Here is a 13,424-nt window from a genome sequence, read left to right as displayed (position 1 = left end):
GAAAACGGGAAACGGGTTTTCAGACGGCCTTAACCGGTTTACAGGCATTGTTTTTTGTTGAAGGCGGCGGCTTCGGCTTCGCGTTTGTAGTCTTCTTCGTAGATGTAGCCGGGATCGAACTCGGGGTCGAGCCAGGTTTTTATGGCGGCGAGGGCGCGGCGGCAGGCGGCTTTGTCGCCGGCGTTTTTGTGGCTGACGGCCAAGTCGTTGGCAGCGTGCATGCGCTCGGTGAAGCTGATGAATTTGCCGCAGCTTGCGATGTACTGCTGCTTGATTTGGGCGGCTTGGCGGTATTGTTTGGCGCGGTAGGCCGTCTGAAAGCGTTTTTCTGCGGCTTTGCCGCCCTGTTCGGTGCAGGCGGCGGGCAGGACGGCGTAGCTGCCGGTAAAGCCTGCGTTCAGGCCGCAGTATTCGCGGCAGGCGGTTTGGGCGGATTCGGGCACTTCAAGTTCGACGCGGTCTTTGCCCGAGAAGCGGAAGCGGACGACGCAGCCTTTGCCGTCGCGGTATTCCTTGTTCTGGATGCTGCCTTCGAGGTCGCAGAGGTTGCCGCGCTGGCTGGCCGTATTGAGGGAAAAACGTTTGCCCGTGATGCTGATGCCGCCGGACTCGGTGGGGCGGTCGTAGAGGGCGTAGTCTTGGGCGGCGGCTGCGGCGGCAAGGGCGCAGATGAGGGCGGCGAAGAGGTTTTTTTTCATATCGGGCTCCTTAGGGGCTGTTGACATTAGGGGTTGTTGACATTCAGCTTGCGAGACGGTTTTTTGAGTAAAAAATGCCCGGATGCAAGGAAAAAAGCACAGCAAGCTTGGACACCTTGCGCGCATTTTTGACGCGGCAGGCGGGTGTTTTTTGCCAAAAACACCGCTTTCCGCTTTAATCGAGCACGCGGCGGATGATGTTTTTCACCGCGTCGGCGTCGGCGGGCACGGTCTGCACGCGCTGGGGCAGGTTTTCCAGCCCTTCGAGTTTGGCGGGACGGGGGATGGCGACGCTGCCGCCGAGGGCTTCGCGGATGGTGTCGGCAAACTTGGCGGGCAGGGCGGTTTCGAGGCAGACGACGGTTTCGCCGTTTTCGCGCAGTTCGCGGGCGACTTTCACGCCGTCGGCGGTGTGCGGGTCGATGAGTTCGCCGTCTTCTTCGTACACCCGTCGGATGGTGGCGAGGCGGTCGGCGTGGGTGGACTTGCCGGAAACAAAGCCGTATTGCCCGCGTGCTTCGTCGAGCAGGCCGCCTAAATCGAAGCCTGCGCCGGAGGCGACTTGTTCCCACAGGGCGCGGATTTCGGCGGGGTTGCGGCCGGCCAGGTCAAACACGAAACGCTCGAAATTGGAGGCTTTGGAGATGTCCATCGAGGGGCTGGACGTAACATGGGTCTGCGCCGCGCTGCGCGGCAGGTAGCGGCCGGTTTTGAAAAACTCGTCCAACACGTCGTTTTCGTTGGTGGCGACCATCAGGCGGCCGATCGGCAAGCCCATCTGTTTGGCGATGTGCCCCGCGCAGATGTTGCCGAAGTTGCCGCTGGGCACGCAGAAGCTGACGGTTTCGGCGTTGCTCTGTGTGGCGTAAAAATAGCCGGCGAAGTAATAGACGATTTGCGCCATCACGCGCCCCCAGTTGATCGAATTGACCGTGCCGATGCGGTATTGCGCTTTGAACGCAGCGTCGTTCTGCACGGCTTTGACGATGTCCTGGCAGTCGTCAAACATGCCTTTCACGGCGATGTTGTGGATGTTTGCGTCGTGCAGGCTGTACATCTGCGCGCGCTGGAACGCGCTCATTTTGCCCTCGGGCGACATCATGAACACGTGCACGCCTTCTTTGCCGCGCAGGGCGTATTCGGCGGCCGAGCCGGTATCGCCGCTGGTCGCGCCGACGATGTTCAGCGTCGCGCCCGCTTTTTTCAGCACGTATTCGAAGGCATTGCCGAGAAACTGCATCGCCATGTCTTTGAAGGCCAGCGTCGGGCCGTTGGAGAGTGCTTGGATTTTGAGGCCGTCTGAAAGGGTGCGCACGGGGGTGATGGCCTGCGTGCCGAAGGCTTCTTCGGTGTAGGTGTTGCCGATAATGGCGCGCAAGTCGTCTTCCGGAATGTCGGTGGCGAACAGGCGCATGATTTCAAAGGATAAATTTGGGTAGGAGAGGCCGCGCCACTTGTCCAGCGTTGCCGCGTCGATCTGCGGGTAACGCTCGGGCAGCATCAGGCCGCCGTCGGGGGCGAGACCCATAAGCAAAACTTCGCTGAATGTTTTGGGCGCGGTGTTGCCGCGCGTGCTGATGTAGTTCATGTTCCGGCCTTTTTTGCGGGTTTTCAGGTTTCAGACGGCCTCTGTCGGCGCGCAGAGGCCGTCTGAAAAAGGGGTTTAACGATAGAGGCGTTTGAAGCAGGCGGTAACCGTTTTGGCGGTAACGTTGGCCATGGCTTGGGTGCGGGTGTTGGCGTTGACCATGCTCATCAGCTCGTTGGCCGAGAGCTGGTTGGGCACTTCCTCGCTGGCGCAGCCGCAGATTTTGTTTTCCCATTCGGCCTGTTTGTCGGCACTCATCGCCAGCGCGATCACGCGCCATTCGTTGCGCCCCTGCAATTCGCTGCGGCACTGGTTTTCGATCACGCTTTTCACCAGCGTGCCGCCCATGCCGCCGAGCATCCCGCCGGAAGAGGCGGACTGCTGCGTATTGCCGCCCATCAGGCTGCCCAGCGACATGCCGCCGCCCGTGTCCGCGCATCCGCCCAACAATACCGCCAAAACCGCTGCTGCAAAAATTTTGTTCATCTCTGTGTCTTTCAATTAAACGTTGTAAAGGTGTGCATTCTACCGCAAACCGCCCGGCTGTATAATGGCCGCAGCCCTTCGAGGCCGTCTGAAAAAAACGTTTCCACACGAAAGCTCCGCCATGTCCGACCTCTTCACCCGCCAACCCGACGCGCCGCTGGCCGAACGCCTGCGCCCGCACACGCTTGCCGACGTCATCGGCCAGCAGCACCTGATCGGCGAGGGCAAACCGCTGCGCGTGGCGGTGGAAGGCGGCAAACCGCATTCCATGCTGCTCTGGGGGCCGCCGGGCGTGGGCAAAACCACGCTGGCGCGGATTCTGGCGCAGAGTTTCAACGCCCAGTTTCTGCCCGTGTCCGCCGTGTTTTCCGGCGTGAAAGACATCCGCGAAGCCATCGACAAAGCCGAAATCGCCCTGCAACAGGGGCGCGGCACGATTTTGTTTGTCGATGAAGTACACCGTTTCAATAAAGCCCAGCAGGACGCGTTTCTGCCCCATGTGGAAAGCGGCCTTTTAACCTTTATCGGCGCAACCACCGAAAACCCCTCGTTTGAAGTCAACCCCGCCCTGCTCAGCCGCGCCCAGGTTTATGTGCTGCAATCCCTGTCCGCCGACGATTTGAACGCGCTTACCGGCAAAGTGCTTGCCCTGCCCGAATACCGCAATTTCGCCATCGAACAAGACGCACGCGAACTGCTTGTCAACACCGCCGACGGCGACGCGCGGCGTCTGCTCAACCTGTTGGAACAACTGTTACGCGCCGCCGCCATGCGCGGCCTGAACACCCTCACCGCCGAATTTCTCGCCGACAGCCTCGGCGCGCAGATCCGCCGTTTCGACAAAGGCGGCGAAAGTTTTTACAACCAAATCTCCGCCCTGCACAAATCCGTGCGCGGCTCGCACCCCAATGCCGCGCTGTATTGGTTTTGCCGTATGCTCGACGGCGGCACCGACCCGCGCTACCTCGCCCGCCGCATCGTGCGCATGGCGTGGGAAGACATCGGGCTGGCCGACCCCCGCGCCTTTCAAATCGCCAACGATGCCGCCGCCACCTACGAACGGCTCGGCTCGCCCGAGGGCGAATTGGCACTGGCGCAGGCCGTTTTGTATCTCGCCGCCGCCGCCAAATCCAACGCGGGCTACTCGGCCTACAACCAAATGCGCCGTTTCGTGAAAGAAAACGCCAGCGACGAAGTGCCCGTCCACCTGCGCAACGCGCCGACCAAACTGATGAAAGAACTCGGCTACGGCCGCGAATACCGCTACGCCCACGACGAACCGCACGCCTACGCCGCCGGCGAAAGCTACATGCCCGACGGCCTCGCCGAACCCGATTTCTACCAACCCGTCCCGCGCGGGCTGGAAATCAAAATCGGCGAAAAACTCGCCTGGCTCAAATCGCTCGACGACGCGGCGGCGGAGCGGGAAAAATAAACAGAGGCCGTCTGAAAAAGCAAAATTCGCTTTTGGCCGCGCCGAAACTTCGTTTTCAGACGGCCTCAAACACGGGAAACACGCCGCCCGATTTGCGCCGCTGACGCAGGGTGTGCCGCCCCGAGGCGACGCACGCGGTCTCTGCCGCCCGACAAATCCGCGCGTTTCCCGAAAACACCGGCAGATTGAAAAATGTCGGGCATAAATGCCCGACCTACTCAAAAGGCCGTCTGAAAATCCCCTAACAAGGTTTTCAGACGGCCTTTTGCATTTTTGTTCACACCCACACCGGTTCGCTTTCCAGCTCTACGCCGAAGCGTTCGGCGACGGTGTTTTGCACCAGCGCGGCGAGGACGGCGACGTCGGCGGCGGTGGCGCGGCCGGTGTTGACCAGCACCAGTGCCTGTTTGTCGTGCACCGCCGCGCCGCCGATGCTGCGGCCTTTGAGGCCGCATTGCTCGATGAGCCAGCCGGCGGCGAGTTTCACCGTGCCGTCGCTTTGCGGGTAGCGCGGCATGGCGGGGTGGGCGGCGGCGAGGGCGGCGGCTTGGGCGGCGGGTACGGCGGGGTTTTTGAAGAAGCTGCCGGCGTTGCCCAGGCGGGCGGGGTCGGGCAGTTTGGCGCGACGGATGCGGCAGACGGCAGCGGACACGTCGGCGGCGGTGATTTCGCGGCCGGGGCAGCTTGCGGCCAGCACGTCGGCCAGATCACCGTAGGCGGTGCGGGGGGTGAAGCGTTCGGCGAGTTTGAACACGACGGAGGTGATGACGTAGCAGCCGCGCCCTTCGCGTTTGAACAGGCTGTCGCGGTAGGCGAAGCGGCATTCGGCGTTGGCGAGGGAGACAAAGCGGTGTTCGGCCAAATCGTAGCAGTTGACCGTGTCGATCAGGTCTTTGGCCTCCACACCGTACGCGCCGATGTTCTGCACGGGCGACGCGCCGACGGTGCCGGGGATGAGGCTGAGGTTTTCCAGGCCGTTCAAGCCCAGCGCGAGGGTGTGGCGCACAAAGCCGTGCCAGTTTTCGCCGGCCTGCGCTTCGAGCCAGACGTGTCCGGGTGCGCGGCGGGTTTCGCGTATGCCCCGGTTGGCGAGGCGCACGGCGAGGCCGGGATAATCGCCGCGCAGGATGATGTTGCTGCCGCCGCCGAGCCAGAGGACTTTTTCCCGCTCGAAAAACGGCAGGGCGCACAGATCGGGCAGCCGCGCGGCATCGGTGAGTTCGGCGAAATAACGGGCGCGGGCGGGCAGGCCGAAGGTGTTGAAGGGGCGCAGGTCGGCGTTTGCAATAATGTCCATTTACGACAGTCCTTTATCAAGCAGCACGGCTTTGCTGTGTTTTTCCAGCAGCCACAAAAGCAGCACGGCGGCGCAGGCGAGCGAGAAGATGAGGGCGGTCCAGAAGCCGAAGATTTTCAACGCGGCGAAGTTGGCCAGCAGCCAGCCGGGCAAGAGGCCGAAGCCCCAAAAGGCCGTGCCGTGGATCAGCATCGGGGCTTTGGTGATTTTGTAGCCGCGCAGGGCGTAGGAGGCGATGCACTGGGTGAAGTCGAAAAGCTGGAACAGGGCGGCAAACAGCAGCACCTGCGCGGCCAGAGCGCGCACCGCCGCATCGGAGGTGTAAACGGACGCCAACGGCCTGCGCAGCAGCATCAGCAGCAGCATGGTGCAGCAGGCCAGAGCCAGCCCCGAGGCGATGCCCGCACCGGCAATGTAACGCGCCCGCCGCTTCTGCCGCCGCCCCAGCGCGAAGCCGACGCGCACGGTAACCGCCGCGCCCAAAGCCTGCGGAATCATATAGATGATGCCGGTGAGGCTGATGACCACCTGCTGCGCGGCCACATAATCCTCGCCGAATTTGGCGATGAGGAACATGATGAAGGTAAACAGGCTTGCTTCGAGAAAATACGACAAGCCCGACGGCCAGCCCAGCTGCCAAAGCTGGCGCAGCATGGCGGAATCGGGTTTGGAAAAGCCGCCCGCGAGGCCGAAGGGGCGGAAAAACGCCGCGCGTTTCACATACAGCCACAGCGCGGCCGCCTCAAACCAGCACACCAGCATCGTCGCCAGCCCGCAGCCCGCCCCGCCCAGCGCGGGCAGGCCGAATCTGCCGTACACAAACACATAATTGAGCGGGATGTTCAGCAGCAGCCCCGCCCAGCTCACCCACATCACCGCCTGCGTGCGCCCGAGGCTGGTGGTGTAGGCGTGCAGCGCGCGGTAGAGCATCATCGCCGGCATCGCGGGCGCGGTAAACCAAAGATACTGCGCCAGCATGTCCTCCACCGGCTGCGGCAGGTCGAGATACCACAAAAAGGGCGGCACCGCCGCCAGAAGCAGTCCCATCCCCGCCAGCCCCAGCAGCAGGCCGAACCACAGCCCCTGCCGCCCCGCCTCGCCCACCGCGCGTGCCTCGCCCGCGCCGTGCAGCTGCGACACCACCGGATTGAGCGCGGCCATCACCCCCATCCAAGTGATGAACACCGTGGCAAATGCCGCGCTGCCCAAAGCCACCGCCGCCAAATCCGCCTTGCCCGCGCCGCCGGCCATCACCGTATCGACAAAGCCCAGCCCCACCGCCGCCACCTGCGCCAGCATCATCGGCCAGGCCAGCGCGGCCAGGGCTTTGGTTTCTTTGGCGAACACGGTAAAGGAATAGCGGTTGATGTCCAGCAGCATAAAGGTTTCCGATTGGCAGGGTTTTCAGACGGCCTCACGCCGCAAGAGGCCGTCTGAAAAAAACGCGGCGCGGGCGCAGGGGCAAAAAGAAGCTGCCGGACGCATCCGGCAGGGCACGCATTTTAGCAAACAAAGCGGCAGGCCGCGTTCTTTGTCCCGCGGCAAAAGGCCGTCTGAAAACAAAGTTTCGGCGCAGCCAAAACGGAGTGGCCGTAGGTCGGATACTTGTATCCGACAGCCGCCAAAACGGGCTTGATTTTTCCCTGCGGGGAAACGTCGGATTCAAGAATCCGACCTACGTTGCTTCGGCGCAGCCAAAAACGTGTTTTTCAGACGGCCTCTGCCAAGGCTGCCAGCCGTTCGCGCAGGGCGTGGGGCAGGCGGCGCACGCGCTCGGCGGGGTAGTCGAAGGCGGCCATGTGGCATTGCGTTGTGGCGACGGGGATGTTGCCGGCGGTGCGTACCAGCGCGGTGTCGAGGCGGAAGCCGGCGGCGGAAAGCTGCGCGATGCCGGTGTCGGCACGCAATTCGTCGCCGTGGAAGGCTTGGGCGTGGTACTGCACGGCGGCGGCGGTCATGATGAGGCCGCAGCCGCCGATGTCCAATTCGCTGAGGCCGAGCGAGGCGAGCCAGCGGACGCGGGCTTCGTGCACCAGCCGCAGCACGGCGTCGTTGGCGAGGTGGCCGCCGTAGTTGAGGTCGCCCACGCGCACGGCGAGCAGGGTTTGGAAACAGACGTTTTGCGGCGGGGCAACGGCGGGACGGGACATGGTTCGCTCCTGTGGTCGGTTTGGCGGTTTTATCTGTGATGAGGCCGTCTGAAAACCGGAAAAACGGGTTTTCAGACGGCCTGTGGTCTTGACGCGCGGCGTTTAGAATTTGACGCGCACGCCGCCGTGGAATTCGTTGCTGTGGACTTTCACGCCGTCGAATTTGCCCCAGTGGTTGTAGCGGTAGCCTGCGTCGAGGGCGATGTTGTCGCTGATGTCGTAGCTTACGCCGGCCATCGCGCCGAGGCCGAGTTTGGTTTTGCTGTAACTTTCTTTTTCGTAGAAGCCCGGGGCGGTTTCGGTGGCTTCGAGGGAGATGCGGTTGATGCCGATGCGCGCGCCGACATAGGGTTTGACCGGGGTGCCGGTGTCGAAATCGTAAATGCCCGATACGCCGATGCTGCGGGCTTTGGCTTCAAAATGATCCGTGCCGAACTGGTCGGTTAAGGTTTCGTCGTATTTTTTATAGTGGGTGTAGTCGGCGGCGACGCGGAAGTCGCCGAAATCGTAGCCGGCGGAGAGGCGCGGGCTGAAACCTTTGGTTTTCCAGCTGTCGCCGTCTTCTTTGTATTTTACGGTGGCATGACCCAAGTCGCCCTGGACGTAGAATCCCGGGGTGTCGGCCAGGGCGGCGGCGGGCAGGAGGGCGGCGAGCGCGATGGCGAGTGTTTTTTTCATGATTTGTTCCTCGTAAAAGGTTAAGAAATGTTGCGCCATGCGGCCGCATGGCGGCAGCATTTTAACATAAAACCCGTTCAAAAGCCCTGCGCGAGTGCCGCGTTTGTTCGGAAACGTCATCCCCGCGCAGGCGGGGGCGGCCTTTTGCTACAATGCCACCTTTGCCGTTTCCCGCCATCCCGCCCATGCCTGCCGCCCGCCATCCCGCCGCCGTTTATCTCGATTCCCGCGTGCTTTCGCTGCTGTTTCTCGGTTTTTCCGCCGGACTGCCGCTGATGCTGGTGTTTTCCAGCCTGTCGCTGTGGCTGCGCGAGGCGGGTGTGGCGCGGGAGACGGTTACCATGTTCAGCTGGGCGGCGTTGGCCTATTCCTTCAAATTCGTCTGGTCGCCGCTTGCCGACACGCTGCCGCTGCCGCTGTTGCGCCGTTTGGGCAAACGCCGCTCGTGGCTGCTGCTGTCGCAGGTTTTGATGATGGCGGCGGCGGCGTGGATGGCCTGCGTGAATCCGGCTTCGGCGGACGCGCTGCCCTATATGGCGGCGGCGGCGGTGCTGCTGGGCTTTGCTTCGGCCACGCAGGACATTGTAATCGACGCCTACCGCATCGAGGCGGCGGGCGGCGACGCGGGCATTCTGACGGCGGCTTCGGCCACGTATAACGCGGGCTACCGCGTGGGCATGATTGTGTCGGGCGCGGGGGCTTTGTTTCTGGCGGCCAAACTCGGCTCGTCGGCGGAACATTATTCCTACGCGGCGTGGCGGCAGACTTATCTGGCGATGGCGGCGGTAATGGGCGCGGGGGTGCTGACGACTTTCTTCATCCGCGAGCCGCAGGCGGGGGCGGGTTTTCAGACGGCCCCCCAGGGCGCGGCGGACAATCTGCGCCTGCTGCTGCTGTTTGCCGCGTCGGCGGCGGCCTTCGCGACGACCTTTGCCTATGCGGGCGATCTGCTGCCGCAGGCGCAAGGCGCGTTCTCCAAGCTGTTTTGGGAAACGCTGCGGCTGGGTGCGGCGGCGGCGGCGGCCTTGGCGGCGGCGCGGCTTTTGACGGCGGCGAAGCTGGTGTCCGCCGACCTGGTGCGCGCCACCTGGGTGTCGCCCGTGGCCGATTTTTTCCACCGCTACGGCCGTGCCGCGCTGCTGCTTTTGGCTCTGATCGGCATGTACCGCGTGTCCGACATTGTGGCAGGGGTGGTGGCGAACGTGTTTTATCAGGACATGGGCTTTGCCAAGGAGGAAATCGCGGCGGCGGTAAAGACCTTCGGCGTGGTGATGGCGGTGGCGGGCGGCCTGCTCGGCGGGCTGTTGTCGCAGCGGTTTTCGCTGATGAAGATGATGACCGCCGGCGCGGTGCTCGCGTCGGCCACCAACCTGCTGTTTGTCGCGCTCTCCTACCGGGGGCACGACGTGTTGTTCCTCTATTTGGCCGTGGGCTGCGACAACCTCGCCTCCGGCCTCGCCGGCGCGGTGTTCGTCGCCTTCCTTTCCTCGCTTACCAGCATCCGTTTCACCGCCGTGCAGTATGCCGTGTTGAGCTCGCTGATGACCCTGCTGCCCAAAACGCTGGGCGGCTACTCCGGCTCCATGGTGCAAAACATCGGCTACCCCGGCTTCTTCCTCTTCACCGCCCTGTTGGGCGTGCCGGTTTTGCTGCTGCTGTGGCTGACCGCCAAATACGTTTACAGGCCGTCTGAAAACACGGCAGACAAGGAACAACCATGACCCCCGCCCCGCTTTACGCCGTGTTCGGCAACCCCGTCGCCCACAGCAAATCGCCGCAAATCCACCAAATGTTCGCCGCGCAGGAGGGCGTGTCTATCCGCTACGAACGCCGCCTGTCGCAGCCCGAAACCTTCGCGCGCGAGATCGCCGCCTTTTTCGCCGAGGGCGGCGCGGGCGCGAACGTAACCCTGCCTTTCAAAACCCGGGCCGCCGAGCTGGCGCACGAATGCGCCGAACGCGCCGCCGCCGCAGGCGCGGCCAACACCCTCATCCCGTTTTCAGACGGCCTCATCCGCGCCGACAACACCGACGGACTCGGCCTCGTCTCCGACATCACGCGCAACCTCGGCATCCCCCTCTGCGGCAAACGCATCCTCGTCCTCGGCGCGGGCGGCGCGGTGCGCGGCGTGTTGCAGCCCCTGCTGGCCGAAAACCCCGCAGAACTCGCCATCGCCAACCGCACCCACGAAAAAGCCCAAGCCCTCGCCCGCCGCTTCGGCATCGCCGCCGTCGAAACAGGCCGTCTGAAAAGCGGTTTCGACATCATCGTCAACGGCACCTCCGGCAGCCTCGCCGGCACCGCCCCCGACATTCCGCCAACCGCCTACCGAAACTGCGCTCTCGCCTACGACATGGCCTACGCCGACACCGCCACCGCCTTCCAAACCGCCGCCGCAAAAAACGGCGCGGCGCAAACCGCCGACGGCCTCGGCATGCTCGTCTGCCAGGCCGCCGAATCCTACCGCCTCTGGCGCGGCCACACCCCCGCCACCGCCCCTGTCATCGCCGCATTGAGAAAGGCCGTCTGAAATGCTCAAATGGATACTCGCCCTCCCGTTCGCCCTCTTCATCCTGTTTAACGCCTACGTTTACGGCGGCATCATCACCTACCGCGCCCTCGCCCCCCACCACAGCGCGTTCATGACCGCCCGCATGGCCGAATTCCGCAGCGAAGGCCGCGACATCCCCCTCGACTACCGCTGGCGCGCCTACCCCGACATCTCCGACAACCTCAAAAAAGCCCTCATCGCCTCCGAAGACGCCGCCTTCGCCGAACACAGCGGCTTCGACTGGAACGGCATCCGCAACGCCGCCCGCCGCAACGAAAAAAGCGGCAAAATCAAAGGCGGCGGCTCCACCATCAGCCAGCAGCTGGCCAAAAACCTGTTTTTGAGCGAATGGCAGAGCTACATCCGCAAAGGCGAAGAAGCCGCCATCACCGCCATGCTCGAAGCCACCACCGACAAAGACCGCATCTTCGAGCTGTATCTCAACATCATCGAATGGGACTACGGCGTGTACGGCGCGGAAGCCGCCGCCCAACACTTCTACGGCAAAAGCGCGGCCAGCCTCAGCAAACAGCAGGCCGCCGCCCTCGCCGCCCGCGTCCCCGCCCCCCTCTTCTTTGCCGACAACCCCAAAAGCCGCCGCCTGCGCGCCAAAACCAACACCATCCTGCGCCGCATGGGCTCGGCCGAACTGCCCGAAGAATAAGGGCGAAAGGCCGTCTGAAAACCTGATGTAGGGTGGATCTCGACCCACTAATCAATAACGGTACCGGTGGAACGGCGGGTCAAGCCGGTAGGTCGGGCATTCATGCCCGACGTTTGTCAAATCTGCTGCCGTTTGTCGGGCATCAATGCCCGACCTACTCTACTACCATATGCCACCGCACAACAGGCCGTCTGAAAACGCTCCGGCAAAACCGAAACCGCGTTTTCAGACGGCCTGTTGTTTGCAGCGCACGCGGGAATATTCAAACGGTAGCCGAAACCGCAAACCGCGTGCGCAGCAAGCCGTACACCCTGCACAAAGACACGAAACCCGTTTTTCAGAAACGTCATTCCCGCGCAGGTGGGAATCTTGTTTGGCATCCGATTGTTTTTGAATAAACAAACTGTTGCTTGAATCCGACAAAATTCCCGTTTGCGCGGGAACGACGGTGTTTGGAGGCAGGGCAGGTTGGGCATTTATGCCCGACGTTTTTCAATTTTCCGGTGTTTGTCGGGCATCAATGCCCGACCTACTACGCCGTTTTCAGGCTGCCCTACCCCTGCGCCAGCATGGTGCGAAAGGTCAGGTTAATACGCGGAGTGTGGATTTTGCTGCTTTTCATAATGGCGTGCCGCCAATGGGTCTGGGTGCTGCCGCGCATGACGATGAGCTGCCCATGTTGCAGCATGAGTTCGCGTTTTTCCTGCGTTTGTTTGTGTTTGAACGCGAATTTCCGCGTCGCGCCGAAGCTGACGGATGCGATAACGGTGTCTTTGCCCAAGCAGGCTTCGTCGTCGCTATGCCACGCCATGCCCTGGCTGCCGTCGGCGTAGCGGTTGAGCAGGCAGGAGTTGAAGCAGACGGGGCTGACGGCGGCAATGTGTTGTTCTACCTGCTGTTTGATGTTGGCTAACACGCTGTCCCACGGTAGTGCGATGCGGGTCGCGCCCGAATAGGTGTAGGCGAAATTTTGTGCGCCGTACCATGCGACTTGGCGGGCGGTGGTGATGTGTTTGCCGTAAATAACGGCTTCGTCGTGCCGCCATGCGATGTGTTCTTCCAAATAGGCAAGGTAATCATCGGCTTGCTGCGGGGTGAAGATGACGCCGTAGTCGTTAATGATGCCGTCGTAGGGCAGCAGGTTGTCGTCGGGGTGCGTGGCAAACAAGTTCATGCTGATTCCAATTCTTTGCCCAACAGGGCGATTTTCCGCCCGCGATGCCAGCGGTAGCCGCCGACCATGCCGGTTTGGCGGATAACGCGGTGGCAGGGTATCAGCACGGCGACGGGGTTGCTGCCGACTGCGGTACCGACGGCGCGGCAGGCTTTGGGATGTCCGATGCGCGCGGCGAGTGTGCCGTAGTCGGCAAGCTGCCCACACGGGATGTTGAGCAAGGCCTGCCAGACTTTGAGTTGGAACGGCGTGCCTTTGATGTGCAGGGCGAGCGGTTGCTGCGGCGGCTGTTGTAGCGCATGCAAGGCTTGCGCCTGCATTTGGCTGGCGGCGTTGCGCAGTTCGGCATTGGGGAAAAGGGCTTGCAGGCGTGCGCGTTCGGCGGCGGGGTCGTCGGCGAAACTGAGGAAGCAGATGCCTTTGCCGGTGTTGGCGACCAACACTCTGCCGTAGGGGCTGGCGGCGAGCTGCCAGTCTATTTGCAGGCCGGCGCCGCCGTTTTTGTATTCGCCCGGGGTCATGCCTTCTATGGTGGTAAAGAGGTCGTGCAGCCGCCCGGTGCCGCTTAGGTCGCTTGCCAGCGCGGCATCCTGCACGCTGCCTTGGGCGTGCAGAATGCGCTTGGCGTTTTCGATGCTGATGTGTTGCAGCATTTTTTTCGGGCCGGGGTGTGTTGACATTTAACTTTTGAAGCGGATTTTTC

General features: G+C 62.6%; 13 protein-coding genes. 4 read left to right on the top strand and 9 right to left on the bottom strand.

Features of this window, described 5'->3' with window-relative positions:
* Positions 1-38: 38 nt before the first annotated feature.
* The 3 genes from H3L91_RS09785 to H3L91_RS09775 all read right to left on the bottom strand — a co-directional run bounded on the left by H3L91_RS09785 (position 39) and on the right by H3L91_RS09775 (position 2,772).
* Positions 39-698, bottom strand: a complete 660-nt coding sequence (locus tag H3L91_RS09785) for a hypothetical protein (RefSeq protein ID WP_040659107.1) — start codon at positions 696-698, stop codon at positions 39-41.
* A gap of 175 nt (positions 699-873) precedes the next feature.
* Positions 874-2,286 (bottom strand): threonine synthase, encoded by a 1,413-nt coding sequence (gene thrC, locus H3L91_RS09780; RefSeq protein WP_007343663.1) that lies wholly within the window; start codon positions 2,284-2,286, stop codon positions 874-876.
* 75 nt (positions 2,287-2,361) lie between these two features.
* Entirely contained in the window at positions 2,362-2,772 is a 411-nt protein-coding gene (locus H3L91_RS09775) for a hypothetical protein (RefSeq protein WP_007343662.1), read from the bottom strand.
* A gap of 121 nt (positions 2,773-2,893) precedes the next feature.
* On the opposite strand from H3L91_RS09775, the gene H3L91_RS09770 reads away from it, so the two are divergent.
* The gene (locus tag H3L91_RS09770) at positions 2,894-4,207 is read left to right on the top strand and encodes a replication-associated recombination protein A (RefSeq protein WP_040659105.1); all 1,314 of its coding nucleotides are present in this window, start codon (positions 2,894-2,896) and stop codon (positions 4,205-4,207) included.
* 277 nt (positions 4,208-4,484) lie between these two features.
* Here the strand turns inward: H3L91_RS09770 and murB are convergent, their stop codons facing one another.
* The 4 genes from murB to H3L91_RS09750 all read right to left on the bottom strand — a co-directional run bounded on the left by murB (position 4,485) and on the right by H3L91_RS09750 (position 8,332).
* Positions 4,485-5,504 carry a UDP-N-acetylmuramate dehydrogenase gene (gene murB, locus H3L91_RS09765; RefSeq protein WP_007343659.1) on the bottom strand — a complete coding sequence of 340 codons (1,020 nt, stop codon included), beginning with the start codon at positions 5,502-5,504 and terminating at the stop codon, positions 4,485-4,487.
* The gene (locus H3L91_RS09760) at positions 5,505-6,884 is read right to left on the bottom strand and encodes an MATE family efflux transporter (protein ID WP_007343658.1); all 1,380 of its coding nucleotides are present in this window, start codon (positions 6,882-6,884) and stop codon (positions 5,505-5,507) included.
* A 329-nt stretch (positions 6,885-7,213) separates the two neighbouring features.
* The gene (locus H3L91_RS09755; protein ID WP_007343656.1) at positions 7,214-7,654 is read right to left on the bottom strand and encodes an acyl-CoA thioesterase; all 441 of its coding nucleotides are present in this window, start codon (positions 7,652-7,654) and stop codon (positions 7,214-7,216) included.
* 102 nt (positions 7,655-7,756) lie between these two features.
* The gene (locus tag H3L91_RS09750) at positions 7,757-8,332 is read right to left on the bottom strand and encodes an opacity family porin (RefSeq protein WP_040659661.1); all 576 of its coding nucleotides are present in this window, start codon (positions 8,330-8,332) and stop codon (positions 7,757-7,759) included.
* Between the two features lie 185 nt (positions 8,333-8,517).
* Here H3L91_RS09750 and H3L91_RS09745 point away from each other — a divergent pair, with 185 nt between their 5' ends.
* From H3L91_RS09745 to mtgA, 3 genes are read left to right on the top strand one after another with little or no spacing between them, the layout of a single operon-like run.
* On the top strand, positions 8,518-10,053 hold the full coding sequence (locus H3L91_RS09745) for an AmpG family muropeptide MFS transporter (RefSeq protein ID WP_040659102.1): 1,536 nt from the start codon (positions 8,518-8,520) through the stop codon (positions 10,051-10,053).
* Positions 10,050-10,862 carry a shikimate dehydrogenase gene (gene aroE / locus H3L91_RS09740; protein ID WP_007343653.1) on the top strand — a complete coding sequence of 271 codons (813 nt, stop codon included), beginning with the start codon at positions 10,050-10,052 and terminating at the stop codon, positions 10,860-10,862. The genes H3L91_RS09745 and aroE overlap by 4 nt, the downstream gene beginning before the upstream one ends.
* Position 10,863: 1 nt before the next feature.
* Positions 10,864-11,547, top strand: coding sequence for a monofunctional biosynthetic peptidoglycan transglycosylase (mtgA, locus tag H3L91_RS09735; RefSeq protein ID WP_007343652.1), 684 nt, complete (start codon positions 10,864-10,866; stop codon positions 11,545-11,547).
* Positions 11,548-12,100: 553 nt separating this feature from the next.
* On the opposite strand, the gene H3L91_RS09730 is transcribed toward mtgA, so the two are convergent.
* Complete coding sequence (locus H3L91_RS09730; protein WP_007343650.1) at positions 12,101-12,721, bottom strand: alpha-ketoglutarate-dependent dioxygenase AlkB family protein; 621 nt, start codon at positions 12,719-12,721, stop codon at positions 12,101-12,103.
* Positions 12,718-13,401 (bottom strand): methylated-DNA--[protein]-cysteine S-methyltransferase, encoded by a 684-nt coding sequence (locus H3L91_RS09725; RefSeq protein WP_007343649.1) that lies wholly within the window; start codon positions 13,399-13,401, stop codon positions 12,718-12,720. Before H3L91_RS09725 ends, H3L91_RS09730 begins: the two co-directional genes overlap by 4 nt.
* Positions 13,402-13,424 lie beyond the last annotated feature (23 nt).

It is taken from the genome of Neisseria bacilliformis (assembly GCF_014055025.1).
GTDB classification, from domain to species: Bacteria; Pseudomonadota; Gammaproteobacteria; order Burkholderiales; family Neisseriaceae; genus Neisseria; species Neisseria bacilliformis.
The sequence above is the reverse complement of the archived record's forward strand: the minus strand, read 5'-3'. Positions and strand labels throughout refer to the sequence as shown.